At 70.9% G+C, this 26,154-nt stretch carries 21 protein-coding genes; 11 read left to right on the forward strand and 10 right to left on the reverse strand.

Annotation, left to right across the window (positions count from 1 at the left end):
- Window positions 1-59: 59 nt before the first annotated feature.
- Entirely contained in the window at window positions 60-398 is a 339-nt protein-coding gene (locus JIX56_RS31485; RefSeq protein ID WP_257545517.1) for a P-II family nitrogen regulator, read from the reverse strand.
- 205 nt (window positions 399-603) lie between these two features.
- Between JIX56_RS31485 and era the strand changes: the two genes are divergently transcribed.
- Both era and JIX56_RS31500 read left to right on the forward strand, forming a co-directional pair.
- A complete protein-coding gene (gene era, locus JIX56_RS31495) occupies window positions 604-1,566 on the forward strand; it encodes a GTPase Era (RefSeq protein ID WP_257545519.1) in 963 nt (320 codons plus the stop codon).
- Between the two features lie 77 nt (window positions 1,567-1,643).
- Window positions 1,644-2,357 carry a bleomycin resistance protein gene (locus tag JIX56_RS31500; RefSeq protein WP_257545521.1) on the forward strand — a complete coding sequence of 238 codons (714 nt, stop codon included), beginning with the start codon at window positions 1,644-1,646 and terminating at the stop codon, window positions 2,355-2,357.
- Between the two features lie 58 nt (window positions 2,358-2,415).
- Here the strand turns inward: JIX56_RS31500 and JIX56_RS31505 are convergent, their stop codons facing one another.
- The 4 genes from JIX56_RS31505 to JIX56_RS31520 all read right to left on the reverse strand — a co-directional run bounded on the left by JIX56_RS31505 (window position 2,416) and on the right by JIX56_RS31520 (window position 7,474).
- Window positions 2,416-4,371: a protein-arginine deiminase domain-containing protein gene (locus JIX56_RS31505; protein ID WP_257551233.1), complete on the reverse strand. Its 1,956-nt coding sequence runs from the start codon at window positions 4,369-4,371 to the stop codon at window positions 2,416-2,418.
- A gap of 342 nt (window positions 4,372-4,713) precedes the next feature.
- Window positions 4,714-6,039: a GH1 family beta-glucosidase gene (locus JIX56_RS31510; protein WP_257545523.1), complete on the reverse strand. Its 1,326-nt coding sequence runs from the start codon at window positions 6,037-6,039 to the stop codon at window positions 4,714-4,716.
- A 77-nt stretch (window positions 6,040-6,116) separates the two neighbouring features.
- Window positions 6,117-6,383, reverse strand: coding sequence for a protealysin inhibitor emfourin (locus JIX56_RS31515; protein WP_257545525.1), 267 nt, complete (start codon window positions 6,381-6,383; stop codon window positions 6,117-6,119).
- 20 nt (window positions 6,384-6,403) lie between these two features.
- Window positions 6,404-7,474, reverse strand: coding sequence for a M4 family metallopeptidase (locus tag JIX56_RS31520; RefSeq protein ID WP_257545527.1), 1,071 nt, complete (start codon window positions 7,472-7,474; stop codon window positions 6,404-6,406).
- Between the two features lie 410 nt (window positions 7,475-7,884).
- Here JIX56_RS31520 and leuA point away from each other — a divergent pair, with 410 nt between their 5' ends.
- The 7 genes from leuA to JIX56_RS31555 all read left to right on the forward strand — a co-directional run bounded on the left by leuA (window position 7,885) and on the right by JIX56_RS31555 (window position 17,809).
- A complete protein-coding gene (leuA, locus tag JIX56_RS31525) occupies window positions 7,885-9,606 on the forward strand; it encodes a 2-isopropylmalate synthase (RefSeq protein WP_257545528.1) in 1,722 nt (573 codons plus the stop codon).
- A 217-nt stretch (window positions 9,607-9,823) separates the two neighbouring features.
- The gene (locus JIX56_RS31530) at window positions 9,824-10,555 is read left to right on the forward strand and encodes a TerB family tellurite resistance protein (protein ID WP_443031918.1); all 732 of its coding nucleotides are present in this window, start codon (window positions 9,824-9,826) and stop codon (window positions 10,553-10,555) included.
- A 201-nt stretch (window positions 10,556-10,756) separates the two neighbouring features.
- Complete coding sequence (locus JIX56_RS31535) at window positions 10,757-12,130, forward strand: cytochrome P450 (protein ID WP_257545530.1); 1,374 nt, start codon at window positions 10,757-10,759, stop codon at window positions 12,128-12,130.
- A gap of 123 nt (window positions 12,131-12,253) precedes the next feature.
- Window positions 12,254-14,353, forward strand: a complete 2,100-nt coding sequence (locus tag JIX56_RS31540) for an MMPL family transporter (protein ID WP_257545532.1) — start codon at window positions 12,254-12,256, stop codon at window positions 14,351-14,353.
- A 65-nt stretch (window positions 14,354-14,418) separates the two neighbouring features.
- On the forward strand, window positions 14,419-15,810 hold the full coding sequence (locus JIX56_RS31545) for a sensor histidine kinase (RefSeq protein WP_443031919.1): 1,392 nt from the start codon (window positions 14,419-14,421) through the stop codon (window positions 15,808-15,810).
- Window positions 15,807-16,487, forward strand: a complete 681-nt coding sequence (locus JIX56_RS31550; protein ID WP_257545534.1) for a response regulator — start codon at window positions 15,807-15,809, stop codon at window positions 16,485-16,487. Before JIX56_RS31545 ends, JIX56_RS31550 begins: the two co-directional genes overlap by 4 nt.
- Before the next feature lie 98 nt (window positions 16,488-16,585).
- Complete coding sequence (locus JIX56_RS31555) at window positions 16,586-17,809, forward strand: sialidase family protein (protein ID WP_257545536.1); 1,224 nt, start codon at window positions 16,586-16,588, stop codon at window positions 17,807-17,809.
- Window positions 17,810-17,843: 34 nt separating this feature from the next.
- Here the strand turns inward: JIX56_RS31555 and JIX56_RS31560 are convergent, their stop codons facing one another.
- The 5 genes from JIX56_RS31560 to JIX56_RS31580 all read right to left on the reverse strand — a co-directional run bounded on the left by JIX56_RS31560 (window position 17,844) and on the right by JIX56_RS31580 (window position 24,499).
- Window positions 17,844-18,770 (reverse strand): dihydrodipicolinate synthase family protein, encoded by a 927-nt coding sequence (locus tag JIX56_RS31560; protein ID WP_257545538.1) that lies wholly within the window; start codon window positions 18,768-18,770, stop codon window positions 17,844-17,846.
- Between the two features lie 16 nt (window positions 18,771-18,786).
- On the reverse strand, window positions 18,787-19,833 hold the full coding sequence (locus JIX56_RS31565; protein WP_257545539.1) for an oligopeptide/dipeptide ABC transporter ATP-binding protein: 1,047 nt from the start codon (window positions 19,831-19,833) through the stop codon (window positions 18,787-18,789).
- Window positions 19,830-21,809: a dipeptide/oligopeptide/nickel ABC transporter permease/ATP-binding protein gene (locus JIX56_RS31570; protein ID WP_257551239.1), complete on the reverse strand. Its 1,980-nt coding sequence runs from the start codon at window positions 21,807-21,809 to the stop codon at window positions 19,830-19,832. The genes JIX56_RS31565 and JIX56_RS31570 overlap by 4 nt, the downstream gene beginning before the upstream one ends.
- 97 nt (window positions 21,810-21,906) lie before the next feature.
- Window positions 21,907-22,866 carry an ABC transporter permease gene (locus JIX56_RS31575; RefSeq protein ID WP_257545541.1) on the reverse strand — a complete coding sequence of 320 codons (960 nt, stop codon included), beginning with the start codon at window positions 22,864-22,866 and terminating at the stop codon, window positions 21,907-21,909.
- A 1-nt stretch (window position 22,867) separates the two neighbouring features.
- Window positions 22,868-24,499, reverse strand: coding sequence for an ABC transporter substrate-binding protein (locus JIX56_RS31580; protein WP_257545543.1), 1,632 nt, complete (start codon window positions 24,497-24,499; stop codon window positions 22,868-22,870).
- A gap of 302 nt (window positions 24,500-24,801) precedes the next feature.
- On the opposite strand from JIX56_RS31580, the gene JIX56_RS31585 reads away from it, so the two are divergent.
- The gene (locus JIX56_RS31585) at window positions 24,802-25,527 is read left to right on the forward strand and encodes a FadR/GntR family transcriptional regulator (RefSeq protein WP_257551241.1); all 726 of its coding nucleotides are present in this window, start codon (window positions 24,802-24,804) and stop codon (window positions 25,525-25,527) included.
- Between the two features lie 13 nt (window positions 25,528-25,540).
- The gene (locus JIX56_RS31590; RefSeq protein ID WP_257551243.1) at window positions 25,541-25,984 is read left to right on the forward strand and encodes a protein-tyrosine phosphatase family protein; all 444 of its coding nucleotides are present in this window, start codon (window positions 25,541-25,543) and stop codon (window positions 25,982-25,984) included.
- Window positions 25,985-26,154: the final 170 nt, after the last annotated feature.

The raw sequence follows: 26,154 nt of genomic DNA on the forward strand, positions 1-26,154 counted from the left end.
AGTGAGGGGTGGTGCCGCCCACCCGGCGGCATCACCCCTCATCTCTCAGCTCCGCTGTCTCACAGCGCGTCGGGACCCCGCTCGCCCGTCCGCACCCGTACGACCGCCTCCACCGGCAGCGCCCACACCTTGCCGTCGCCGATCTTCCCGGTCTGGGCGGCCTTGACGATGGTCTCGATGACGGCGTCGGAGTCGGCGTCCTCGACGACGATCTCGATCCGGACCTTGGGGACGAGGTCGACCTGGTACTCGGCGCCGCGGTACACCTCGGTGTGGCCGCGCTGCCGGCCGTAGCCGCTGGCCTCGGTCACGGTCAGACCGTGTACGCCCATCTCCTGCAGGGCGGTCTTGACCGGGTCGAGGCGGTACGGCTTGATGATCGCGGTGATGAGCTTCATGCCTGGGCCTTGGCCTTCTGCGTGGAGGGGACGGACGAGGTGACCGGGGCACCGTGGCCCGGGACGCCGTGATCGTATGCGGTCTCGGCGTGCGCCGTAAGGCCGAGAACGGTGCACTGGTGTTCCCCGTCCGTGGCGCGGCCGGGCGGCCCGGCCGGGTCGCTGTTCGGCCTTCTGTGCGGCGGGGCTCTGGCGATCAGGGACAATGGGCGCCATGAGCGTTCGTACCCAGTCATCCGAGCAGCCGGCCGAGGCCGCCCACCGCGCCGGCTTCGCCTGCTTCGTGGGCCGCCCCAACGCGGGCAAGTCCACCCTCACGAACGCTCTGGTCGGCCAGAAGGTGGCGATCACCGCGAACCAGCCGCAGACGACGCGGCACACGGTGCGCGGCATCGTGCACCGGCCGGACGCCCAGCTGATCCTGGTCGACACCCCGGGCCTCCACAAGCCGCGCACGCTGCTCGGCGAGCGGCTGAACGACATCGTCCGCACGACCTGGGCCGAGGTCGACGTGATCGGCTTCTGTCTGCCGGCGAACGAGAAGCTCGGCCCCGGTGACCGTTTCATCGCGAAGGAACTGGCGTCCATCAAGAAGACGCCGAAGATCGCGATCGTCACGAAGACGGACCTCGTGGACAGCAAGACGCTCGCCGAGCAGCTCATCGCCATCGACCAGCTCGGCAAGGAGCTGGGCTTCGAGTGGGCCGAGATCGTGCCGGTCTCGGCGGTCGCCGACAAGCAGGTGGACCTGCTGGCCGACCTGCTCGTCCCCCTGCTCCCGGAGGGCCCGGCGCTCTACCCCGAGGGCGACCTCACCGACGAGCCCGAGCAGGTCATGATCGCCGAGCTGATCCGCGAGGCCGCGCTGGAGGGCGTCCGCGACGAGCTCCCGCACTCCATCGCCGTCGTCGTCGAGGAGATGCTCCCCCGCGAGGACCGCCCCGCCGACAAGCCCCTCCTCGACATCCACGCCTTCGTCTACATCGAGCGCCCCAGCCAGAAGGGCATCATCATCGGCCCCAAGGGCAAGCGCCTGAAGGAGGTCGGCATCAAGTCCCGTAAGCAGATCGAGGCGCTGCTGGGGACGCCGGTCTTCCTCGACCTGCACGTCAAGGTGGCGAAGGACTGGCAGCGGGACCCACGGCAGTTGCGGAAGCTGGGGTTCTGAGGGGTCATTCAGGGATCAGTGCGGTGGGGCTATTTAATGGGTCGCGCCCTCTGGTCAAGTTTGACTAGGGTCGGGGTATGGGCGAGAAGACGATTCCGATCCTTCCGTGTCAGACCCTCCAGCCGCTCCTCGACTTCTATGTGGCCCTCGGCTTCGAGGTCGCCTTCCAGCAGCGCAGCCCCAATCCGTACGCCGTGGTGGTGCGCGGCGGCATCGAACTGCAGTTCTTCGGTCTGAAGAGGTACGAGCCGACCCAGTCCTTCAGCACCTGTTACGTGCGCACCGACGACGTCGACGGGCTGTACGCGGCTTTCCGGGCCGGCCTCAAGGAGACCTACGGGCGGATACCGACGCGGGGGCTGCCGCGTCTCGGACCGCTGAAGGACATGTCGTACGGCATGCGGCAGTTCCTGATGACCGATCCGGGCGGCAACTGCGTCCGGGTCGGGCAGCCGACGAGCGAGGACCAGAGCCACCGGCCCACCCCCACGGAGACCTTCGCGCGGGCCCTGCATCTCGCGTCCCTGCTGGCGGACTCGAAGAACGATCCGGCGGGCGCGGCGAGGGTCGTCGACCGGGCGCTGGGGCTGGAGGACGAGAAGCCCACGGGCCTGCGGCTGCTGCAACTGCTCGTGCTGCGGGCCGATGTCGCCGCCCGGCTCGGCGACGAGGAGACGGCGACGTCCGTACTCACCCGCGCCGCGGCGGTCCGGCTCACCGCCGAGGAACGGGTGGAGGCCCGCGACGCCCTGGTGCGGCTGGAGGATCTGCGGAACCGCGGTCCGGCATGACAGCGCCGCCGCCCCGGCATCCCGGGGCGGCGGCGAGGGTCGTACCGCTCGGTGGTGGCTAGCGCGTCCACCAGGCGGCCGACGCGTTCCTCAGGGTGTTCGTCCCGCAGTGGATCTCGCCCATGCCGAGGTGGTACGTCGACCAGTCGTCGATGTACGACACCTTCATGCCGGCGGACGTGTACGCGGCCGTCACCGCCTCGGTGAAGATGTCCTTGCCCGCGATGACCGGGCCCCACTGGCGCGGGGCGAGGTACCGGGTGCGGCTGAGGAGGATGCCGTTGACGGCGCCGGGGATGTAGGCGCTGGTCATGACGGAGGGGGCGGGGGCGGCGGGGCTGCCGGACGCGAACCCGTCGCTGGTCGCCGAACCGTCGCCGGCCGTCGCCCGGTCGAGGTTCCGCTGCTGGCCGTACTCCCGTGCCGCCTCCGGCAGTTCGACGCCCGCGCCGAGGCGGGTCAGCCGGGGCAGACGGCGGGTCTCGGCGCCGCCTCGCTGGGCATCGCCCACCATCTCCGTGCCCTGGGTGAACAGCGCCGGCACGCGGATGACCTCGGCGTCCGTGACACCCGTCTCGCGCTTGAGGATCGCGAGGTTGGCCTCGATCCGGCGGGTGGCGAGGTTGTTGTCGGAGACGAGGTTCTTCGAGGCGAGGGCCTTGGAGATGGTCTCCTCGGGCATGGAGTTCGGCGTGTCCTTCGGCAGGGAGAACACCTTCGTCGAGCCGTGCCCGGCGCTCTTCGCGTCGCGCAGCAGCTTCAGACCGGCCTCGGGGTCGGCGATCGCGATCTTCCAGCCCCGCGGGGTGTCGGCGGGCAGGAACTGCACGAACTCGTCGACGTGGCCGACGTGCAGCCAGGAGGTGTCGAGGAACAGGGGGTCCTGGAGGCCCTGGGACTTCAGGAACGTCCGCATCACCTTCGCCGGCTTGGAGCCGGTGTCCGGGCGGTGCCCCATGATGATGCGGCCCGCCGGGAACGAACGCTTGCCCTGCGCGTACGGCGGAATGGTCTCCAGGTTGCCCATGGAGTTGAGCGTCCACTCCTCCGAGTCGCGGGCACCCGTCACCTGCACGACGCCGATGTTCCGGCCGCGCATCTTCTCGAACAGCTCCCGGCCCGCCTCCCGGTCCAACTGGGCGGAGCGCAGCATCACCCGCATGGTCTGCCGGCGGCCGTCCGCGCCGGTCATGCTGACGTACGCGGGCTCGACGAAGTCCTGCGCCCAGACGTCCTGGTACTTGGTGAAGTTGACCGTGGGCGCGGTGATACCCGCGGCCCGCGCCTCCTTGTCCAGGCCCTCGCGGAAGGTGCGGTTGAGCTTCGCGTAGTCGTCGTTGCCGGAGATCTTGGTGACCAGCAACTGCTGGGCGTTCTGCAGGTGATGGTGGGTCAGGAGCGGGGCGACGCGCAGCGTGACCGAGTCGGCGGAGGTGCCCTTGGAGGACTTCACGGTCAGCCGGACGCGGGCGAGCCCGTCCCACTTGGCGGTGTCCCGGATCACGTCCCGGGCCTCGACACCGAACTCCACGCCCGTACGCAACTCGGCCCGCGACAGCCGGGTCCTGGCCGTGACGAGCTCCCACTTCTTGCCCCGCTTGACGAACACCCGGGTCTGCTTGGCACCCGCCGTGACCTTCACGCTGCCCTGCGCCCCGGCCGGCACGTTCCTCGGCACCGACCGCACACGGGCCAGGTCGGCGGCGTCGGCCGTGCCGTTCACCTTGGAGTCGGAGGCGTCGTGGCAGGCGGCCAGCTGGGCGTCGGTGAGGCGCTTGCCCTTCGGGCCGGTGGTCGGGCAACGGCTGCTGTCGTCGTCGATGTTGGGCAGCATCAGCGCGCCCCGGGCGACGGTCCAGCCGTTCTCACCGGCCGTGTCGGTGGTCCCGGTGACGTCGACCCGCCCGTCCCGGTTCGTGTCCACGCGCAGATCGGTGGGGGGCGGGCCGGCCGCGAACGCCGTGGGGGTGGCGAGGGAGGGGGTCGCGAGCAGGGTGCCGGAGAGGGCGAGCACGGTTATCGCCCGGCGGGTGGGGCGGGTTCGGGAGGGGCTGGACGCATGCGGGGGCACGGGGTGTCCCTTCAGTGGTGAGGGTGGTCAGCACTGAAGAGGGCCGGCGGGGAGGGTGCGTTGCCTGTGTGGTTGCTGTGATTCTGCCGAGCGTCCGTGATCTGTGACATGGGGTTCGCCCCCGCCGCCCCTACCCGTCCCATCCCCAGGGGCTGCGCCCCTTCGACCCCCATCTGCGGGTCCGGTGTGGTTGCTCGCGCAGTTCCCCGCGCCCCTTTGGGGCCTGCGGCCCCAAAGGGGCGCGGGGAACTGCGCGAGCAACCACACACCATCCGGCGGTTTCGGTCACCCCTCGCTCTGTGCTCGCAGCAACTCCCGGTACCACGCGTACGACGCCTTCGGAGTCCTCTCCAGCGTCTCGAAGTCCACGTGGACCAGGCCGAACCTCCGCGCGTACCCCTCCGCCCACTCGAAGTTGTCGAGGAGGGACCAGACGAAGTAGCCGCGTACGTCGACGCCCGCCTCCGAGGCCCGGTGCAGCGCCCGGATGTGGCCGTCCAGGTAGGCGATGCGCTCCTGGTCGTCGACACCCTCGTACGAGCAGCCGTTCTCGGTGATGACCACGGGGGGCAGCCGGTCGCCGTAGCGCTCGTGGAAGCCGGTCAGGAGCTCGGTGAGGCCCTCGGGGACGACGGGCCAGCCGAAGTCGGTCGTGGGGACGCCCTCGATCTCCTTGACGGTGAAGGGGAGTTCGGCGGGGATGGTGACGCCGCCGAACTCGATGTCCGCGCCCTCGGGGGCGCCCACGCGGGTCGGCGCGTAGTAGTTGATGCCGTACCAGTCGAGGGGCTCGGAGATGACCTTCAGGTCGGACTCGATGTCCGTGCCCGGCATCAACTCGCCGATGCCCTCCGGGTATTCACCCAGCAGGACCGGCTCCGCGAACAGCCGGTTCAGGAGAAGGTCGTAGAAGCCGGCCGCCTCCACGTCCGCCTGCTCCTGCGACGCGGCCCACGTGGGGCCGTGCGAGTTGGCGATGCCGATGTCCGTGACTCCGGCCGCGCGCAGGGCCCGTACGGCCAGGCCGTGGCCCAACAGCTGGTGGTGGGCGGCCGGGAGCGCGTCGAACATCAGCTGCTTGCCGGGGGCGTGGGTGCCGAGGGCGTGGCCCAACAGGGTGTGTTCGGCGGGCTCGTTGATGGTGATCCACTTGGTGACCCGGTCACCCAGACGTGCGGCGACGACAGCGGCGTACTCGGCGAAACGCTCGGCGGTGTCCCGGTTCAGCCAGCCCCCCGCCTCCTCCAGCGACGACGGCAGATCCCAGTGGAAGAGGGTCGGCACCGGCCGGACGCCCGCCCCGATCAGCTCGTCCACCAGACGGTCGTAGAAGTCGAGTCCGCCGGGGGAGTTCACCCGGGGCCAGGAGATCGAGAAGCGGTACGCGCCCACGCCCAGGTCGCGCAGCAGGGCCACGTCCTCGGGGTAGCGGTGGACGTGGTCGCAGGCCACCGCCGCCGTCGAGCCGTCCTTGATGTGGCCCGCCCCGGCCGAGAAGGCATCCCACACGGACGGCTCGCGCCCACCCACCGCACCCTCGATCTGATGCGCGGAGGTCGAGACGCCCCACAGGAAGCCGGCCGGGAACTGGGGTATCAGGTTCGTCGCCATGGGCGGATCATCCGTACCAGGAGTAAAGGAAGTCAACGCCCGAGGGTGAAAGGCCCGTTACGTGCTGTGGGGCCCGCTCACGCCCCCTCCTTCAGCACCCTCCTGATCAGCTCCCGCTGCTCGTCCGACAGGCGGGGATCCGCGCAGTACACAGTCCTCCCATCCACCGTGATCTCGTACGCGAAGCCGTCCGGTACGCCGAGGGGCGGGGTGCCCCGGCCGGCGGCGAGGGCCCGCTCGGCCAGGGTGTGCCAGTCGGGGGCGTCGGGCCGCCCGGCGGTGTCCACCGCCGCGTGCCGCTCGATGCCCGCGAAACCGCCCGTGCGCCGCACTTGAATACGCATGGGTCCTGTCTAGTACGGAACTACAGCGTCCGCACGCCCACCTGCTCCCAGGCCTTCAGTACGGCGGTCAGCTCGTCGCCCTGGCCATAGCGGTCCTTGGCCGCCTTCACCGTGAGCGTGGCGAAGTCGACGAACAGCGCCTGCTGCTTCAGCTCGCCGCCGGTGAGGACGTCGTACCAGATCTGGCCGGCCCGCTCCCAGGCGTGGCCGCCGAGGGCCGTGGCCGCGAGGTAGAACGCGTGGTTGGGGATACCGGAGTTGATGTGGACGCCGCCGTTGTCGCGGCCCGTGCGGACGAAGTCGTCCATGGTCGCCGGCTGCGGGTCCTTGCCGAGGACGTCGTCGTCGTACGCCGTGCCCGGGGCCTTCATCGAGCGCAGGGCGGTGCCCGTGACACGCGGGGCGAGCAGGCCCGCGCCGATCAGCCAGTCGGCCTCGGCGGCGGTCTGGCCCAGCGTGTACTGCTTGATGAGGGCGCCGAAGACATCCGACATCGACTCGTTGAGCGCGCCCGGCTGTCCGAAGTACGTCAGGTTCGCCGTGTACTGGGTGACGCCGTGGCTCAGCTCGTGGCCGATGACGTCGATCGGGATGGTGAAGTCGAGGAAGATCTCCCCGTCCCCGTCGCCGAACACCATCTGCTCGCCGTTCCAGAAGGCGTTGTTGTAGTCGCGCTCGTAGTGCACGGTCGCGTCCAGCGGCAGCCCGCTGCCGTCGATCGAGTCGCGCGCGTACGCCTTGAGGAACAGCTCGAAGGTCGCGCCGAGGCCCGCGTACGCGCGGTTGACCGTGGCGTCCTTGCCGGGCTCGTCTCCCTCGCCGCGCACCTTCCGGCCGGGCAGGTCCGTGCCGTGGCGGGCGTCGTAGATCGTGCGGTGCGGTGTGCCGGCTTCGGCGCCCGCGGGTGCGGCGACGGTGGGGGCGCCGATGACCGTGGTCAGGCGGCGGTGGGTGCGCTCGAAGGCGTCGCGCTCCAGGGTCTTGCGCGCGGCGTTCGCGAGCGCCGGGTCCTCGGCCTGGGAGAGCTTGTCGAGGACATGGGGTGGGACGACGGTGCAGAAGACGGGCTCGTGGCCCCCGTTGGTGGTCATGGCTCGCACGATCGCACTCCGTTAGGGGCGTGTCACTAGGGGCGACCTTGATTGGTGAAATGTGGCTGTATGGGTTGCGTTTCGTTGTCGCCGTGTTACTGAGGGTTGAGTGCGGGCTTTCCGTGGGTGGGGCTTCTCGCGCAGTTCCCCGCGCCCCTCCAGGGCGCGCTTCTCGCACCCGATGTGGCATTGCGCACCTTTTGTGCCGCTTGGCACCCCGGTCCCGCATACTGATACGGCCCCCCGTACGGAACGGGACTCAGCTAGGCTGCGTCGCATCATGCGTTTCGGGCTGCTTCTCCTTAGCTGCCGCGGCGAGGGCCTGTAATCGAGGCCGACCCCCTCCCCGCGGTGCTTTGGTGTTGCGTCGTCGGCCGTCCTTTCCGGACCATCGAGGAGCCCACGCAATCATGGCGAACCGCCAGCAGCCCAGTTCCATGCCGATCCACAAGTACGGGCAGTACGAGCAGGTCGACATCCCCGACCGCACCTGGCCGAACAACCGGATCACCGTCGCCCCCCGCTGGCTCTCCACCGACCTGCGCGACGGCAACCAGTCCCTGATCGACCCGATGTCGCCCGAGCGCAAGCGCCGGATGTTCGACCAGCTGGTCAAGATGGGCTACAAGGAGATCGAGGTCGGCTTCCCGGCGTCGGGACAGACGGACTTCGACTTCGTACGGTCGATCATCGAGGAGCCGGGGGTCATCCCCGACGACGTCACCATCTCCGTACTGACCCAGGCCCGTGAGGACCTGATCGAGCGGACGGTCGAGTCGCTGAAGGGCGCCAAGCGCGCCACCGTCCACCTGTACAACGCCACCGCCCCGGTCTTCCGCCGTGTGGTCTTCCGCGGCTCCAAGGACGACATCAAGCAGATCGCCGTCGACGGCACCCGCCTGGTGATGGAGTACGCGGAGAAGCTGCTGGGCCCGGAGACCGAGTTCGGGTACCAGTACAGCCCGGAGATCTTCACCGACACCGAGCTGGACTTCGCGCTGGAGGTCTGCGAGGCGGTGATGGACGTCTACCAGCCGGGTCCGGGCCGCGAGATCATCCTCAACCTGCCCGCCACCGTTGAGCGTTCGACGCCGTCGACGCACGCGGACCGGTTCGAGTGGATGAGCCGCAACCTCTCCCGCCGCGAGTACGTCTGCGTCTCCGTCCACCCGCACAACGACCGCGGTACGGCCGTCGCCGCCGCCGAGCTGGCGCTGATGGCCGGCGCCGACCGCGTCGAGGGCTGTCTGTTCGGGCAGGGCGAGCGCACCGGCAACGTCGACCTGGTCACCCTGGGCATGAACCTGTTCTCCCAGGGCGTCGACCCGCAGATCGACTTCTCCGACATCGACGAGATCCGTCGTACGTGGGAGTACTGCAACCAGATGGAGGTCCACCCGCGCCACCCGTACGTGGGCGACCTGGTCTACACGTCCTTCTCCGGCTCCCACCAGGACGCCATCAAGAAGGGCTTCGACGCCATGGAGGCGTCCGCCAAGGAGCAGGGCAAGACGGTCGACGACATCGAGTGGGCCGTTCCGTACCTGCCGATCGACCCGAAGGACGTCGGCCGCTCCTACGAGGCGGTCATCCGGGTCAACTCGCAGTCCGGCAAGGGCGGTATCGCGTACGTCCTGAAGAACGACCACAAGCTGGACCTGCCGCGCCGGATGCAGATCGAGTTCTCGAAGATCATCCAGGCGAAGACGGACGCCGAGGGCGGCGAGGTCACCGGCGGCGACATCTGGGCGGTCTTCCAGGACGAGTACCTGCCGAACCCCCAGAACCCGTGGGGCCGCGTCCAGGTCCTGAGCGGCCAGACGACGACCGACAAGGACGGCGTGGACACGCTGACCGTCGAGGCCGAGGTCGACGGCGAGCAGCGGACCCTGGTCGGCACCGGCAACGGCCCGATCTCCGCGTTCTTCAACGCCCTGCAGGGCATCGGCGTCGACGCCCGCCTGCTGGACTACTCCGAGCACACGATGAGCGAGGGTGCCTCCGCGCAGGCCGCCTCCTACATCGAGGTCGCCATCGAGGACAAGGTCATGTGGGGCATCGGTATCGACGCGAACACGACGCGCGCGTCGCTGAAGGCGGTCGTCTCCGCCGTCAACCGCGCGGCGCGCTGACCAGCCTGACCGGCGGTTTGAAGGCCCCGTTCACCGCATATCGGTGGGCGGGGCCCGTCGTTTACCGGCCAAACCCTGTGCGGGTCCCGGGAAGGCCTCGTCCGGAGTACTGACTGTGCCTCAACAATGTGGCTAACATCACGCAAGCGCGGCGACGTTGCCGAGGGGGCACTTCCCGCGCCCAAGGGGCAGTGTGGGGGAGTTACGGAGGTGCGACGTGCTGCCAGGACGGGACCCCATCGGCCGTGCCGCCGCGCTCGCCCGCGTCGGGACCACCGGCCGTGTCACCGGGCTCTCGCGGGTCATGGGCACCCGGATCGCGTGGACCGGTGTCGGTGACGGCGAGTTCTTCTGCCCGGGCTGCGGAGGTGACCGCAACTACCAGCGCCTCACCGGCCGCCGCCGCTTCATCCTCCTCGGCGTCCCCGTCCTGCCCCGCGGCGAGACCGGCCCGGTGGTGGAATGCGCGGCCTGCCGCCACCACTACGCCACGGACGTCCTCGACCACCCCACCACCACCCGCTTCTCGGCGATGCTCCGCGACGCCGTCCACACGGTCGCCCTCGCCGTCCTGGCGACGGACGGCACCTGCACCCGCCCGTCCCTGTCGGTCGCCGCGACCGCCGTACGCTCCGCCGGCTTCGACGACTGCACCGAGGAGCAGCTCGGCGCCCTGGTCGAGGCCCTCGCCGCCGACACCGGCCGCGTCTACGGGGAGCCGTGCGGACCCGGCCTGGCCATAGAGCTCCACGAGGCCCTGGACCCCCTCGCCCCCCACCTCGCCCCGACCGGCCGCGAGGCGATCCTCCTCCAGGGCGCGCGGATCGCCCTGGCGGACGGGCCGTACACCCCCGCGGAGAGAGACGTCCTCTTCACGGTGGGGGCGGCGCTGACGATCTGCGGGGACGATGTGACGCGGTTGCTGGCGACGGCACGGACGCCGTCGTAACCGTCACCGTCGTAACCCACCGTCGTAACCGTCACCGACGTCACCGTCGGCAGCCGGCGTTCATACATACGCACTTGTTGCATACGTGCGCGGTTCGCAGTCACCCATGTGCTTCGATCGCCGTCGTGTGCGCCGTATGGGCCACGCGGTGGTGGGGATCGTCGCCTGAGACACCCCCCCCACGGCACTGTGAGGTCCCTTGTGACGAAGACCGACACGGCTCCCTCCGCTCCAGGAGCGCTCCCGCTCATCGGCCACGCGGGCCGGCTGGCCCGCGACCGGCTGGGCTTCCTCGAAGAGCTGCGTGCCCTGGGGCCGGTCGTACGGATCCGGCTGGGGCGCACCCCGGTGCACGTCGTCAACGCTCCCGAACTCGTCCAGCGGATGCTGGTGGCGGGCAACGGAGTGGAGTTCGACAAGGGCGGCCCCTTCTTCGACCAGGCCGCCCAGCTCGTGGGGGACGGTCTCTCCACCTCCCTGGCCGGACCCCACCGGCCGATGCGCGCCACGTTGCGGCCTGTGTTCGCCCGCCGGCGGCTGCCCCACCACACCGAGCGGTTCCAGGACTGCGCGCTCGAGGTGTCCTCGGCGTGGCGGCCCGGCCAGGTCGTCGAGCCGTACACGGAGATGAAGCGCTTCGCGGTCGCCGTCCTCGCCCGGACCCTCTTCCTCGCCCCCGAGGACCGGCAGGCCGTCGAGGCCGTCCAGCGCAATGTGCCGCTGATGCTCTCCGCCCTGGCGACTCACATGATGGTGCCCGGCAGCAACCGCCTGCCGACCCCCGAGAACCTGCGGTACGCGCGGGCGGCCCGCGAGACCCGCGAGGCGGTCGACACGATGGTCCGGCGCCGGATGAGCGATCCCACCGACCACCACGACCTGATGTCGGCCCTCGTGCCCCCCGACTGCCCGGACGCCCACACCGAGCAGGAGGTGTTCGACCAGGTCATCACGTTCTTCATCGGCGGCACCGAGACCATGGCGTCGCTGCTGTCCTGGACCCTGCACCTGCTGAGCGTCCACCCCCGGGCGTACGAGCGGGTGGAGGCCGAGCTGGACGAGGTGCTCGGCGACCGGCCCGTCACCCTCCAGGACCTGTCCCGGCTGACCTTCATGAAGCGGGTGATCAACGAGTCGCTGCGCCTGCACCCGCCCGTGTGGCTGCTCAGCCGCGTCACCCTCGTCGACACCGAACTGGGCGGCCACCCGCTCCCCGCCGGGGCGGGGCTGCTCTTCAGCCCCTACGCCCTCCACCGGGACCCGGCCGTCTTCGCCGAGCCCGAGCGGTTCGACCCCGACCGCTGGATCGAGAACCGCATCGAACGCCGCCACCGGGAGGCGTTCATCCCCTTCGGCGCGGGCACCCGCAGATGCATCGGCGACGCGTTCGGGCTCGCCGAGGCACAGGTGGCCCTCGCGGTGATCCTCCGCCGCTGGCGGGTACGGCCACAGCCGGGCACCACCCCCGAGCCGCTGCTGCGGATGACCATGCGGCCGCAGGGCGCACGGGTCATCCTCGACCACCGGCCGGACCGGGCTCCCTCCGCCGAGGCGCGCGTACTCCCCAGGGAGTAGTACGGCCGCCGTACCGCCCCGGGCAGTACCGCTCAACTCGCCCTCAGGCGCGACGAATCGGCCCTCCTCCGCCGGGAGTCTGGTGAACGTCCAGACCACCCGTCGAGGAGGGGGGACCCCGTCATGGGGCCCGGAGAGACAAACGTACGTACGCGGCGGCGAGCCGTGCCCTGGCTGGTGCTCGGGTTGTGGGTGGTGTTGCTCGCGGTGGTCGGGCCGTTCGCGTCGCAGCTGTCCGAGGTGCAGAACAACCGGGAGGTGGACTATCTCCCGGCGAGCGCGGACTCGACTCAAGCGGCCAAAATCCAGGACCGGTTGCCCGGGGGTGACACGACCGAGCTGGTGCTCGTGTATCACCGGGAGGGCGGGTTGACCGCCGCCGACCGGGCCGCCGCCGACGCGCAGGTCGCGGAGATCGGGGAGCGGGACCGGCTGGTCGCGGAGCCTGAGGGGGTGCCGTCGCAGGACGGGGACACCCTCATGTATCCGGTCGCGAGCAACGGGCCCGGAACCGACAAGGAGCTGCGGGACGCGTTCGTCGAGCGGGTGCGGGAAGTCGCCCACAGCGAGGGAGGGCTGACGGTCGAGGTGGGTGGGCCGGGGGCCCTCGTCTCCGATGTGGGTGCGGTCTACGGGTCGCTCGGCGGGCCGGTGCTGTACACCACCGTCGCGGTCGTCGCCGTACTGCTGATCATCATCTACCGGAGTCCCGTGCTGTGGCTGGTGCCGCTCCTCGTGGCCGGGGTCGCGGACTTCATGTCGATGGGCGTGGCGTACGGGCTGAACCAGGTCTTCGGGACGACCGTGTCGGGGCAGAGCTCGGCGATGATGACGATCCTGGTCTTCGGGGCGGGGACGGACTACGCGCTGCTGGTCGTCTCCCGCTACCGCGAGGAGCTGCGGCGGATCGAGCGGCCGTACGAGGCGATGAGGGCCGCTCTGCGGGGCTGCGGGCCCGCCGTGCTCGCCTCCTCCGGGACGGTCGCCGCCGGGTTGCTGTGTCTGCTGGCCGCCGACCTGAACAGCAGCCGGGGGATGGGACCGCTCGGGACGGTCGGCGTGCTGTGCGCCCTCCTCGCCATGATCACCCTGCTGCCGGCGATCCTCGTCCTCCTGGGGCGGCGGGTGTTCTGGCCGCTCGTGCCGGCGTACGGCAGTGAGCCGAAGCAGCGGCGGAGCCTGTTCTCGGCGATGGGGTCGTCCGCGGGGCGGCGGCCGCTGGTCGTGCTGGCGGGCGGGGCCGTCCTGCTGGGCACCCTCGCGCTCGGCACGCTGAACCTGCCCGGGTCGCTCAAGCAGGAGGACGCCTTCGTCGACAGGCCCGAGTCGATCGCGGCCATGGAGACCCTTGCCAAGGCCTATCCCGGGCAGAGCACCCAGCCGATCTCGGTGATCACACCGACCGGGCGGGCCGACGCCACGCTCGCGGAGATCGAGGGGCATGAGGGAGTCGCGGCGGTCGAGCGGGGCCGCAGTGGGGGCGGCTGGACCGAGATCTCCGTCGTAGCGAAGAGCGCGCCGCAGTCGGCCGCCGAGACGACCACCATCAAGTCGCTGCGGGACCGGCTGCCGGAGTCCTACATCGGCGGGCCCAGTGCCGAGCAGCTCGACCTGAAGGACACCAACGCCCGGGACCGGCTCGTCGTCGTACCGATCGTGCTCGTGTCCGTCCTGCTCATCCTCGTCGCGCTGCTGCGGAGCCTGGTCGCGCCGCTGCTGCTCGTCGTCGCCGTGGTCGCGGTGTGGGCGGCCGCGCTCGGCATCGGTGGGCTGGTCTTCGGGCCGGTGTTCGGATTCGAGGGGACCGATTCGGGGCTCGGGCTGCTGTCCTTCGTCTTCCTCGTCGCCCTCGGGGTCGACTACGGCATCTTCCTCATGCACCGGATGCGCGAGGAGTCCCTCGCCGGCGCCGAACCGGCCGCCGCCGCGCTCACCGCGCTGCGGACGACAGGAGGGGTCATCGCCTCCGCCGGGCTCGTCCTGGCCGCGACCTTCGCCGTGCTGCTGAACATGGGGCTCGTCCAACTCGTCCAGCTGGGCTTCGTCATCGCGGTCGGCGTGCTCCTCGACACCTTCCTCGTCCGTACGTACCTCGTGACCAGCGCGAGCGTGGCGCTGCGGCGGAAGATGTGGTGGCCCGGACGGCTCTCCCGGGAGCCGGCGGGGCCCGTGGAGCCGCCGCCGGGTGAGGCGACGGACCGGGAGCGCGTGGTAGTTGGCTGAGCGCCAGGAGTACGACTGGGGTGCCCCTCTCCCGGAGGGGCACCTTCCTGACGGAGGATGAGGCCGTGACGGCAACCAGTACGGGGACGAGCACGGGGACCACTACGGGGACGAGTACTGGGACGAGTACGGGCGCGGCAGTGCTGCCCGGGATCGTCGAACGCCTCCGCACGGCCGTGGGGGCCGACGCCCTGCGCCACGACGCGTATCTCGCGGCCGCCTTGATGGTCCTGGACGTGGTGGTCGCCGTGCTCCTCGTCGACGGCCGCGAACTCGACCCCCTCGGCTGGGCGCTCCTGCTCGTCGTCCACGTGCTCCTCGTGTGGCGGCGCCGGCGCCCGATGCTCGTGCTCTGCGTGTTCGTGGCCCTGGTGGCGCTGTACCACGGGCTCGACTACAACCACCCCGCCGCGGTCCCGCCGGCCATGGTCGCGCTGTACACGGCCGCGGTGACCGGTACGGCCCGCCGCACCCTGCTCACCGGCGCCGCCGTCGTCGGCGCGACCCTGGCGGTGAACGCGACCTTCACGCCCAGCCAACTCGTCGAGTTCCTGCGGATCTCCGGCTGGATCGTGGCCGTCCTCGTCTTCGGCGGATACGTCCGCGTCCACCGCCAGTACATCGCCTCTGTCGTCGAACGTGCCGAGCGCGCCGAACGCACCCGCGAGGAGGAGGCGCGGCGGCGGGTCGCCGAGGAACGGCTGCGCATCGCCCGTGACCTGCACGATCTGCTCGCTCACAGCATCACGCTCATCGGCGTGCAGACCTCCGTCGCCGCGCACGTCCTGGCCGCCGACCCCGACCGCCTCGACCGCGCCGCCGTCGCCGAGGCCCTCGACGACATCGCCGAGACCTGCCGGACCGCCCGCGGTGAACTGCGCGGCACGCTGGAGGTGTTGCGCGAGTCCGAGTACGCCGGTGCCGGCGCCCGCGGCCCCCTGCCGGGCCTCGACGGCCTCTCCGATCTCGTCGACGCGGCCCGAAGGGCGGGGGCACGCGTGGACATCGCCGTCACGGCGGACGGGGTGCCCTCCGGGGTGGGCGCGGCCGCCTACCGGATCGTGCAGGAGGCACTGACCAATGCGGTACGACATGGGGGAGCGGACGTGGCGATACGGGTGGAGCTGCGGGGCGGGCGAGGGGTGCTTCGGGTGCGGGTGACGGACGAGGGGGTGGGGGAAGCGGTGGGGACGCCTTCAGGCGGTCCCGGCTTCGGGATCCTCGGTATGCGGGAGCGGGCCCGCAGCGTCGGCGGCACGCTGGAGGCGGGGCCGCGGGCGGCCGGCGGCTTCGAGGTGGAGGCGGTGCTGCCGCTGGGCGGGGTCGGCGAGCGGTATGTGAGCGGTGCCGGTGCCGGTGCCGGTGCCGATGTCGCTGACGGCGCCGAAGTCGCTGCCGATCCCGATGTCGCTGCCGGCGTCGCTGCCGTCGAGCAGGAGCGGAGGGTGGCCCGATGACCGACCGCGTCATCCGCGTACTCCTCGCCGACGACCAGACCCTCGTCCGGGCCGCCTTCGCCATGCTCGTGAAGTCGGCGCGGGACATGGAGGTCGTGGGGCAGGCGGGTACGGGCCGGGAAGCCGTGGAGCTGGCGCGGAGCGCGCGGGCCGACCTGGTCCTCATGGACCTGCGCATGCCCGACCTCGACGGCATCGAGGCGACCCGGCTCATCGCGGCGGACGAGGACCTGGCCGGGGTCAGGGTCCTCGTCCTCACCACGTACGACACCGACGAGCACGTCATGGAGGCCCTGCGGGCCGGGGCCTCCGGTTTCGTGGTGAAGGACATGAGACCGGCGGAACTCCTCGACGCCATCCGCACGGTGGCCGCCGGTGACGCCCTGCTCTCACCGGGCCCGACCGCACGCCTGGTCGCGCGGTTGCTGCGTGCCCCGACCGCGCCGCCCTCGCCACCCGAGGGCGGCCCCGAGTGCCTTTCGGACCGGGAGAGGGAGGTCCTGGCCCTCGTCGCGCGCGGCCTCAACAACACCGAGATCGCCGAGACGCTGGGCCTCAGCCCGCTGACCGCGAAGACCCATGTCAGCCGCATCATGGGCAAGCTGGGCGCGCGGGACCGGGCGCAACTGGTGATCGTGGCGTACGAGTCGGGGCTGGTGACCCCGGGCACGATCTGACGTCACGTCAATACTCATCCGGCGCGCCCCTGTTGCGGGGCCTCAGGGGACACATTAGGTTCACCGGACATCCAACGTCCCACGTCCGGGGAGCCGCCTTGTCCGCCAGAAGCCGCCGTACGGCCACCGCTCTGGTCGCCGCCACGGGACTGCTCACCGCCGCGATCACCACGGTCGCGGCGGTTCCGGCGGCCGCCGCCACGACCCTCCCCACCCGCGGCTGCGTCTCCTCCGTGCCGTACGTCTCCGGCCAGGGCGGCTACGACACGTACCGCATCCCCGCCACGATCACGACCCGCGCGGGCACCGTGCTGGCCTTCGCGGAGGGCAGGCGCAACGGGGCGGGCGACACGGGCAACATCGACATCGTCCTGAGACGGTCGGCCGACGGCGGCTGCACCTGGGGGCCGCTGAAGGTGGTGGCCGCCGGGAAGGGGGACACCCGGGGCAACCCGGCGCCGGTGGTCGACCCGACGACCGGCCGGATCGTGCTGGTCACCTCGTACAACAGCGGCACGGTGACCGAGGAGCAGATCATGCGGGGCGAGGTCACCGCCGAGCAGAGCCGTCGCGTCTTCGTGCAGACGAGCAAGGACGACGGCCGCCGCTTCAGCGCCCCCAGGGACATCACGGCGGACGTGAAACTCCCGGGCTGGCGCTGGTACGCGACCGGCCCGGGCCACGCGGTCGCCCTCACCCGGGGGCCGCACGCGGGCCGCCTGGTCGTCCCCTCGAACCACTCGGCCGCCCCGCCCGCGGACTCGGCGGACACGGGACAGGAGCCCCGGTACTACGGCGCCCACGCGATCTACTCCGACGACGGGGGCACCACCTGGCGGCTCGGCTTCGTCGACGACTCCTACGACGGCCTCGACAACGCCAACGAGAACAGCGCGGCCGAACTGCCGGACGGGCGGCTGTACTTCAGCGCGCGGGACCAGCACGGCACGAGCGTCGGCAACCGCCTCGACTCCTACTCCGGCGACGGCGGCGAGTCGCTCGACCGCCCGTACACCGTCCAGCCCACCCTCTCCGACGTCCCCGTGGTCCAGGGCGCGGTCCTCCAGCTCCCCTCCGGCGGCCCGCTCCTCTTCTCCGGCCCCTCCGTCCCCACCGCCCGCCAGTCGATGTCCGTCTGGCGCAGCACCGACGCGGGCACCACCTTCACCAGGTCCACGACCCTCTCCCAGCGCCCGGCCGCCTACTCCGACCTGGTCCCGCTGGCCGGCTCACGCGTGGGCGTCCTCTACGAGACGGGCACGGCAGGCCCGTACGAGACGATCGAGTTCCGCCGCCTGCCGCTCTCCGCCGTCCTGGGCTGACGTCTCCAGGACGTCTGACAGCTCTCCAGGACGCCTACAACAGGCCCGCCGCCGCCAGGTACTTGCCCACCTGCTCGACCTCCGCCTCCGACAGCGGCACCTGGGGTTCGGCCGTGGCCGCGCAGTCGATGATGCCGCGCAGGTGCAGGGCCGCCTTGAAGGCGCCGAGGGCGGAGGAGCTGGGGCCCATGCGGGACGGGTCGCCGACGCCGATCATGCCGAAGAGGGCGCACAGGCGTTCCTGTTCGGCCCGTGCCCGGTCCCAGTCGCCGGCGCGGCAGAGGCGGTCCAGGTGGACGTAGCCGGTGGGGTCGATGTTGGCGAGGCCGGGGACGGAGCCGTGGGCGCCCATGGCGAGGGCGGCGTCGATGGTGAGTTCGGAGCCGGTGAGGAGGGTGAAGTCGGGCCTGGAACGGGTGCCGGTGATCACGGTGCGGAAGTTGGCCAGGTCGCCGCTGGAGTCCTTCAGACCGGCGATGGCGCCTTCGGCGGCCAGTTCCAGGATCAGGTCCGCCCGCAGTTTCGTGTGCACACCGGCCGGGAGGTCGTACGCGTAGACCGGGACGGGGGACTCGGCGGTGAGCAGACGGTAGTGGCGGGCGATCTCCGCCGGGTGGGTGCCGGTGTAGAAGGGGGCGGTCGCCACCACCGCGTCCGCGCCGGCCGCCGTGACGGAGCGGATGTGGTCCAGGACCCTCGGGGTCGTCATGTCGATCGCGCCGGCCAGGACCGGCACGGCGCCCGCGACATGCGCCGTCGTCGTCTCCACCACGAGGCGGCGTTGCGCGTCCGTCAGATACGCCGCCTCCGACGTCGTACCGAGCACGAACAGCGCGTCCACACCGCCCGCCACGAGATGGTCGACCAGACGGACGAGTGAGGGGACGTCCACCTCGCGGTCCGGTGTCAGGGGCGTGCAGACGGGCGGGATGACACCGGTCAGCGGGGCGGGGACGGTCATCGTTGCTCCCTTGGTGCTAGGTATCTCGGGTAGCGCGTGCGGCTGGCTCGGTTCGATCCTCCACGGCCTGGGCGACCAGGTCACGCGTCGACTCCGTCTCCTCCACCGGATGGTGGCACCGGAAGCGGTGACCGGGGGCCGACGCGGCCGCGAAGTCCGGCATGACGTCCGCGCAGACGTCGTCCGCCTTCCAGCAGCGCGTACGGAACGGGCAGCCGCTCGGCGGCCGGACGGCCGACGGGACCGGGCCCACCAGCGGGATCGGGTCGATCGGGTCCAGCAGGCCGGGTGTCGCCGAGAACAGGGCGCGGGTGTACGGGTGCCGGGCGCGGTCGGTGACCAGGGCCGCCGGGGTCTCCTCCACGATCCGGCCCAGATACATGGTGATCACGCGGTCGCTCATCCGCCGTACCGTCTGGATGTCGTGCGAGACGAAGACCAGCGCCAGGCCCAGGCGTTCCTTGAGGTCCAGGAGGAGGTTGAGGATCTGGGCGCGGACCGAGACGTCCAGTGCGCTCGTCGGCTCGTCCGCCACCACCAGGTCGGGTTCGAGGGCCAACGCCCGGGCGATCGCCACCCGTTGGCGCTGCCCACCGGACAACTGGCCCGGCAGGCCGTCCGCGAGCGCCGTCGGCAGGCCGACCAGGGACATCAACTCCCGTACCCGGTCCTCCCGTTCGGCCGGGGTGCCGCGCTTGTGCACGTCGAGCGGGTCGCGCAGGATCTGGCGGACCGTCAGGCGGCGGTTCAGGGCCGTGGACGGGTCCTGGAAGATCATGCCCGTGCCGCTGCCGACGGCCACCCGGCGCTCGGCGGGCGACATGGACCACAGGTCCCGCCCCCGGAAGGAGACCGCGCCGGCCGTCGGCCGGTCCACGCCCACCAGCACCTTCGCCAGTGTCGACTTGCCGCACCCCGACTCGCCCACCACACCGACCGTCTCGCCGGGCGCGATCACCAGATCGGCGCCGGTCAGGGCGTACACCCGGTCCCGGGTGAACACCCCGCCGCTGCGCGCCTTGTGGACGACATGGGCGCCGGAGACCTCCACGAGCGCGCTCACCGGGCCACCTGGCCTTCCGTGCTGTCCATGAGGTCCACCGCCGGGTGGTGGCAGGCCGCCGTGTGCGTACGGGTGCCCCGCAGGGCCGGGGCCGTCGTCCGGCAGACGTCGCTCGCCCGGGGACAGCGGTCGGCGAAGCGGCAGCCGGCCGGGAAGTCGGCGGGGGAGGGGACGACGCCCTTGATCTGGGTCATCCGCTCGGCCGCCGACTCCAGGGACAGGACGCTGCCGAGCAGACCGCGCGTGTAGTGGTGGGTGGGCCGCTCCACCAGGTCCGCCGTCACACCCGTCTCGACGATCTGCCCGCCGTACATCACGACCACCCGGTCGGTCACGTCCGCGATCAGGGCCAGGTCGTGCGAGACGAGGATCAGCGCGAAGCCCAGCTCCTCGCGCAGCCGCAGCAGCAGCTCGATGATCTGCGCCTGGACGGTCACGTCGAGCGCCGTCGTCGGCTCGTCGGCCACGATCAGCTTGGGGTTGCGGGACAGGGCCATCGCGATGAGGACGCGCTGGCGCTGGCCGCCGGAGAGTTCGTGCGGGTAGCTGCGGAGCGTGCGCTCGGGGTCGAGGCCGACCAGGCGCAGCAGCTCCGGTGCGGAGCGCTTGCCGCCCCGGCGTACGACCTGCTTCAGCTGGGCGCGGATCGTCATCGCCGGGTTCAGGGAGGACAGGGCGTCCTGGTAGACCATCGCCATCTCGTGGCCGAGCAGACGGCGGCGTACGCGCATCGGCTCGCCCACCAACTGCCGCTCGTCGAAACGGACTTGGCCGCGTACCCGGGCGCCCTTCGGTTCCAGGCCCATCACCGTCAGCGCGGTCAGCGACTTCCCGCAGCCCGACTCGCCGACCAGGCCGAGGACTTCACCGGGGCGGATGTCGAAGCTGATGCCGTCGACGATGTCCACACCCTGGTGGCGGTGGTCGAAGCCGATGGCCAACTCCGAGACGGACAGCACGGGTCGGCCGTCCGGAAGCGGTCGTGCCCGGGAGCGCAGTCGCGCCGCCGCCTCCGTCAGACCCGGCAGTTCGGTGATCTTCCCGCTGCCCGGCTCGGGGGCCTCAAGACGGTCCTCCTCCTTGCGGGGCTCGACGTCCCGCGCGACCGGCGCGGCCCAGGCGTCGGAGACGCCCTCGGAGAGGATGTTCAGGGACAGGACCGTGACCAGCATCAGCAGGCCGGGAAACACGGTGGCCCACCAGCCACCGGTCAGCACCATGTTCTTGCCGTCCGCGATGACACTGCCCCAGGACGGGTCCGGCGGCCGTACGCCCGCGCCGATGAAGGACAGCGACGCCTCGAAGACGATGGCCTCGGCGACCTGGACCGTGCAGAACACCAGCACGGGGGCGGCGCAGTTGACGGCCACGTGCCGGATCACGATGTGCGGGGTGCGGGCTCCCATCACCCGCTCGGCGGTCACATAGTCCTCGCCGTACTGGTCGAGGACGTTGGCCCGTACGACCCTGGCGACCGGCGGCGTGAACAGGAACGCGATCGCGCAGATCAGGACGGTGATCCCGCCGCCGAAGACGGCCACGAGGACGGCGGCCAGCGCGATGCCGGGGAACGCCATGACGACGTCCAGGCAGCGCATCAGCGTCTCGTCGACCGCCTTGCGCGAGGTCGCGGCCACGGCTCCGACGACCGCGCCCACGACCAGCGCGAGACCGGTGGCGCCGAGGCCGATCGCGAGCGACCAGCGGGCCCCGTACATCAGCCGGCTCAGGATGTCCCGGCCGAGGCTGTCCTGGCCCATCCAGTGGTCGGCGGAGGGCGCGCCGGTGCCGCCGACCAGGGCCTGCTGGTCGAGCGGGTCGTGCGGGGCGAGTACCGGGGCGAGGAGCGCCGTGAGGACCACCACCGTCAGGAAGCAGACCGCGGCACGGGAGAGGAGGGGCAGCCTGCGCCAGGAGCGCAGCCGGACGCCGGGCCGGGACAGGACCTCCGTCAGGCGCTTGCGCGTGGTCACCATCAGGCCGAACATCAGGGCATCAGCTCGCATCCCTCAGTCGTCGTCAACGTGCGTCCCTGAGTCACCTTGCGTCCCTCAGTCACCTTGCGTCCCTCAGTCACCTTGCGTCCCTCAGCCGCGGGTTCACCAGCAGGTAGAGGACGTCGATGACGAGGTTCACGACCACGAAGCCCGCGGCCGTGGTCAGGACGACTCCCTGGACGACCGCCGGGTCGCCGTTCTTCACGGCGTCGATCATCAGCTTGCCCATGCCCGGCAGCGAGAAGATCGTCTCGATGACGACCGCGCCGCCGAGCAGATAGCCGACGCGCAGCCCCAGCACGGTGAGCGGATTGATCAGGGCGTTCCGCAGCACGTTCCGGCCCACCACCACCCGTGGCGGCAGTCCGCTCCCGATCGCCGTCCGTACGTAGTCCTTGTCCAGCTCCTCCACCACCGACGTCCGCACGATCCGCGTCAGCTGCGCCGCCACCGGCAACGACAGCGCGAACGCCGGCAGCGTCATCGTCTTCAGCCATCCGGTGAAGGAGTCCGCCGGATTGACGTACCCGCCGGTCGGGAACCACCCCAGGTCGACCGCCAGGTACTGGATCATCAGCAGCGCCAGCCAGAACCCCGGCGCCGCGACCCCGGTCAGCGACACGACCCGGATGATCTGGTCCGGCAGCCGGTCCCGGTAGATCGCCGCGGTGACCCCGCCGAGCAGCGCCAGCACGACCGCGATCCCCAGCCCCAGGAAGGTGAGCTGGAGCGTGAGCGGCAACGCGGTGGTGACCTGGTCGATGACGGGGGCCCGGGTGAGCGCGCTGATCCCCATGTCACCGTGGAGCAGATCGCCGACGAAGCCGACGTAGCGCACGGGCATGGGGTCCAGCAGCCCGTTCTCCTCCCGGAAGTCGTGCAGCTGCTCCGGCGTCGGATTGGCCCCCTGGAAGAACGCCGACGCCGGATCCACATCCGAGAAGCGCATGACGATGAACACGAACAACACGATTCCGAGCATCAGCGGGACGAGGAGAGCGACCCGCCGAATCAGAATGCGCAGGACAGCGACCACGCTAAACCCACTTGGCCTGGAGCAGATTGATCCCCGGATACGGCTGTGCCCTTATCCCGCTGAGCCGCTTCGGATTCCAGGCCGTCATCAGCTCGTTGTGGACCACCGGATAGAGCACGGCCTGTTCGGCGACGATGTCGATGTAGTCCTGCACCATCGTCTTCTTCCTGTCGGCGTCGGGCTCCTGAGTGGCCTGGTCCATGTCCTTGAAGAGCGCCTTGGCCACCGCGTTGTCGGCCCACCGCGCGTACTGCATCCAGAGATTCTGCGGCCCGTAGTTGTAGTGCATGATCAGATCCGCGTCGAGCCCGAACTGGTTCGGATTCGAGGCCGCGGCCACGACCTGGTAGTCCTGTTTCTGGTCCATCTTCGTGAAGACGGCGGTGGTCTCCTGCGGCGAGAGGGTCGTCTCGACGCCGATCGCGTCCCAGGAGGCCTTGATGGTCGGCAGACAGTCGACGATCCAGCTGACGTTCACCGCCAGAATCTCGATCTTCAGCCCCTTCACCCCGGCCTCGGCCAGCAGCGCCTTCGCCTTGTCGGGGTCGTACGCGTACACGCTCTTCGCCGGCCGATAACTCGGATTCCCCTCGTTCAGAAAGGAACTCGCCGGCTTCCCGTGCCCCTTCAGGGCCACCTCGATCATCTTGTCCCGGTCGATGGCGTAATGCAGCGCCTGCCGCACGCGCACGTCGTCGAAGGGCTTGTGCCGGGTGTTGAACATGAGGAACAGGTTGTTCATCCCGGAGCCGCCCTGGACGGTCATGCCGCCCTTCTCCAGCTGGCCGATATTGGCGTACGGGATGTTGTCGGCGATCTGCGCGCCCGCGCTCGCGCCGGAGATCTTCGCGACGCGCGGGGCGGCGTCCACGATGGTCAGCCAGTTCATCTTCTTGAAGGCCGGCGGACGGGGGCCGTTGTAATCGGCGAAGGCCTCGAACTTTGTGTTCGACTTCGGGTGGTGCGCGGTCTGCCGGTACGGCCCCGAACCGATCGCCTTGCCCTTGATGGCGTCGTCCCAGGCGCCCGGCTCGGAGAAGATGTGCTTCGGCATGATCTTCGCCAGCGTCAGCCGGGAAATGCCGTCCGGGAAGGGGAACTTGAGCACCAGCTCGACGTTCCGCGCGTCGATCTTCCTGACCTCCTTCAGCCAGCTCGCGAAGAAGCCCTTGGCGAGGGTCTGGGTGTCGGGGTCGAGGATCCGCTCGTACACGAAGACGACGTCGTCGGCGGTGACCGGCTTGCCGTCGTGGAAGGTGGCCCCGGCCCGCAGCTCGAACTTCCACGACGTACCGCCGATATCGCTCGGCACGGCCGTCGCGAGCGCCGCGTACGGCTCGCGCGAGATGGGGTCGGTGTCGAGGAGCCCCTCGTAGATGTGGTTGTTGGCGGCCATGCAGAAGGCGGACGCGGTCTGGGTCGGGTCCCAGCTGCCGTCGTTGCCGTAGCCGATGACGGCGGTCAGGGTGCCGTTCTTCCCGCCCCCGCCGTCACCGGTGTCGTTGGTGGACTCCGGCCCGGCCGAACAGGCGGCCAGCGACGAGGAGACGGCGGCGGCCGCGCCCAGCGCGCCGGAGTACTTCAGGAACGACCGGCGAGGCGTCGCCGGGGCGTCATGGGTCACGTCGCGCACGGTTCCTCCAGCGAGGCAGCGAGGGAGCGAAGCGGTGGGGGAGATACGACGTCCTACGTCCTACAGGGAGCAGCGTGACCTTAAGAGCGCCGGTAGGGGTGGTCAAGAGATCGCACACGAATGGCGTAGGTGCCAAAGGTGCGACCAATGGCGGATCATCACCGGTAGGAAATAAGGACAGTTGACGGTCCGTTAGAGAAGAGTTTCCCGGGGTGATCACGGGGCGTTAACCTGGCGTTCCCCTGATCGGTTCACGCGGCTTCCGTCCGGAGGTGGGACGTCGGATGTCCGGCGAGCGTACGATGCGGCGCATGTCTCAGGAGAGCGGCGGTCGGCGCCGGCCCGAGCGGCGGGTGAGCAGCCGGATCCAGCGCGAGGTGATGCAGCTGATCCTCGACCGCAAGCTCCAGGCGGGCGCGCCGCTGCCCACCGAGACGGAGCTGATGGAGGACCTCGGCGTCAGCCGCAACTCCGTCCGTGAGGCCCTCAAGGCCCTGCAGGCCCTCGACATAGTCGACATCAGACACGGCTACGGCACGTATGTCGGCGAGGCATCCCTCACCCCCCTTGTCGACGGCCTCACCTTCCGCGCCCTCGCCCGGCCCGACGGCGACACCGCCGCCCTCGCCGAGATCCTCCAGATCCGCGAGGTCCTGGAGGACGGCCTCGTACGACGGGTCGCGGCCGCCCTCACGGACGACCAACTGGACGGTCTCGCGGCCGTCGTCGACCGGATGGAGGCGGCCGGCCGCGCGGGCGAACCCGTCGCCGAACTCGACCGCGACTTCCACGAACTCCTCTACGCCTCCCTCGGCAACGCGCTGATCCCCCAGCTCCTCGGCGCCTTCTGGACCGTCTTCCTGCGCGTCGCCGGCGCCCGCGGCTGGACCGACGACCCCACCCCCGAGCTGACCATCCGCCGCCACCGCGACATCGTGGCCGCCCTGCGCGCCCGCGACGTCGAGGGCGCGCAGCGGGCGATGTCCGACCACTTCCGGGGCATCGAGGCACGGGCGAACCTTGGCTGACGCGGCACCAGCCATGGGGGAGACGGCGGCCGAGCCCTGGGAGCCGACGGACACCGGTGTGCTGCGGCTGCCCTCCGGGCGGCTGGTGCGCGGCCGGGGGCTCAGCCGGCCGCTCCCGGACGGCCGGGTCCCCACGTACGCCGTGTACCTCCTCGGCAAGGAGCCGCCCGAGGTCCCCTGGGAGTCACGCTGGCTGCGCTGGCCCGACTTCCGGCTGCCCGGCGACCGGGCGGAGGCGGCGGAGGTGCTGCGGGACGCCTGGCACCGGGCGGCCGCCGACCGCGTCGAACTCGCCTGCGGCGGCGGCCGGGGCCGCACCGGCACCGCGCTGGCCTGCCTTGCGGTCCTGGACGGCGTACCACCGGAGGACGCCGTGGCGTACGTACGCCGGCACTACGACCGGCGCGCGGTGGAGACGCCGTGGCAGCGGCGGTACGTACGACGGTTCGGAACCTGACGGACGACACCGAAGACCTGGATTCGGCGTGACTCCGCCCCCGCCACCCCTGCCCGTCCCATCCGCGGGGTGCTGCCCCTGGCCCCCGCTACGGGGTTTGCCGCCGAGGCGACGACGGGGGGTGGGGTGCAGCCCTCAGGGATGGGACGGGTAGGGACGGCGGGGGCGGG

Origin of the sequence: Streptomyces sp. CA-210063, from assembly GCF_024612015.1 — a bacterium.
In the GTDB taxonomy this organism is placed as follows: Bacteria; Actinomycetota; Actinomycetes; order Streptomycetales; family Streptomycetaceae; genus Streptomyces.